Origin of the sequence: Rahnella sp. ChDrAdgB13, from assembly GCF_017655185.1 — a bacterium.
Lineage (GTDB): Bacteria > Pseudomonadota > Gammaproteobacteria > Enterobacterales > Enterobacteriaceae > Rahnella > Rahnella contaminans.
On the sequence record NZ_JAEMGT010000252.1, the window covers coordinates 1 to 1,399 of the forward strand.

At 45.2% G+C, this 1,399-nt stretch carries 1 protein-coding gene and 2 pseudogenes; 1 reads left to right on the forward strand and 2 read right to left on the reverse strand.

Going from position 1 to position 1,399, the window contains the following annotated elements; genetic code table 11:
- Positions 1–378: hypothetical protein (locus J8X26_RS27480; protein WP_208952671.1), on the reverse strand; the 378-nt coding region annotated here is incomplete at its 3' end.
- 284 nt (positions 379–662) lie between these two features.
- Positions 663–1,232 (reverse strand): annotated as a pseudogene (locus J8X26_RS27485) (Tn3 family transposase); the annotation flags it as partial.
- 71 nt (positions 1,233–1,303) lie between these two features.
- Here J8X26_RS27485 and J8X26_RS27490 point away from each other — a divergent pair.
- Positions 1,304–1,399, forward strand: a pseudogene (locus J8X26_RS27490) (IS5/IS1182 family transposase); the annotation flags it as partial.

The following is a 1,399-nucleotide window of genomic DNA, read 5'->3' on the forward strand; positions in this document are numbered from 1 at the left end:
AGGGCCAAGCTCTCTCCGCTTCATGCGATGGTAGCTAACCACCACATGCTTATTACATACAAGGGCGAGGGGCGCTACGGCCATCATCAGCACGATATCGTTCATCGCGCCTATACGCCATCCAATCATATAAGGTAGTAAGGACGTCAAAAATCCCACGGTAAAGTTTTTCGGGGTAACGAACACACTTATGACAAAAGATAATACAAACAGCAAAACGGTGGTGTAGGCCGAATAATCAGGCAGTTGGTCGATGATAAAACCGCAATAAATACTCACGCACAATGTTAATAATATTAATACAGAAACGAGATAATTCGGCACATACACTGGTTTTAAGTACATACGTTCACTTGCCGCTTTCGTTACAACAGCCATATATACACCTCTAAATGATGGTTAAATTAGCCTAAGCACAGTTTTTTAAAAAAAACGAAAGCCTGAGAGAGCCCTACCTGTCAAGGCTCTCTCAAGCGAAATTGGTTGCTGCGCCCATCGATGAGGATTATTTTGACTGTAATAATTTCTAGATGTTATTACGGCCTATATTGCTCTTGTGTAGTTTTTGCAGCACATGCAATGTCGAACTAGCATATACCCTTTTATTGGGGTTGTAAGCGGGAACCCGCCAAAGTTTTGTGGCGTCTGCCATTCTTATGCTTTCAGCCTGATGACAGCGTCAGTCCGTCAATCATCGCGTCCAGATCGATCTCTTTCCCTTCAGTGATAAAAGTGTAATGCCCGTTTAAAAAGATGTGCTGCCAGGCTACGGGCGACATCCATTTGAGGAACTCCAGTCCCCGGGTGTTACCGGTTGCTTCATATGTCTGCAACAATCGCGATAACAGGGCTGAGTTATAATAAATAATCACGATGCTGAGTAGCCGACCACACTGATTGCTGATTTCGAGCTCTATGTCATTCTGGCCCGTCAGCTCTTTTTTCCCACCGACCAGTGCGATCGCCGAACGGAGCTGATGCCAGGATTCAATCCGATTTTGTGAATGGTGACTGTTTTTTGCCACCTGAGGGTTACGAAGATACTGGAGGATGTAAAGGCTGCGGATCAACTTATCAAATTCGAACAGTGCCTGCCTTGTCGCATTTTCTGCTGAATAGGTGCACAACTTACGGATCATTGCACCCTGAGTGATTTCTTTTAGCCCCAGCGTGGCGACGATTTGATCCAGGTGCGGTTTCTCACCGAGAATAATCTTCTGATTTATGGCTTTGTTGAATAAATCGAACTTTTGGCAGCAATCAGGATCAGATCACCACATTCCTGATCCTGTAGCGGTACCTCGTGGCAAAACAAAACTTCAAAATCACCAACTGGAACGCCTACAACAAAGCTCTCGTCAATCGGGCCTCACTGACATTCTGGTTGGATGAACAGGCC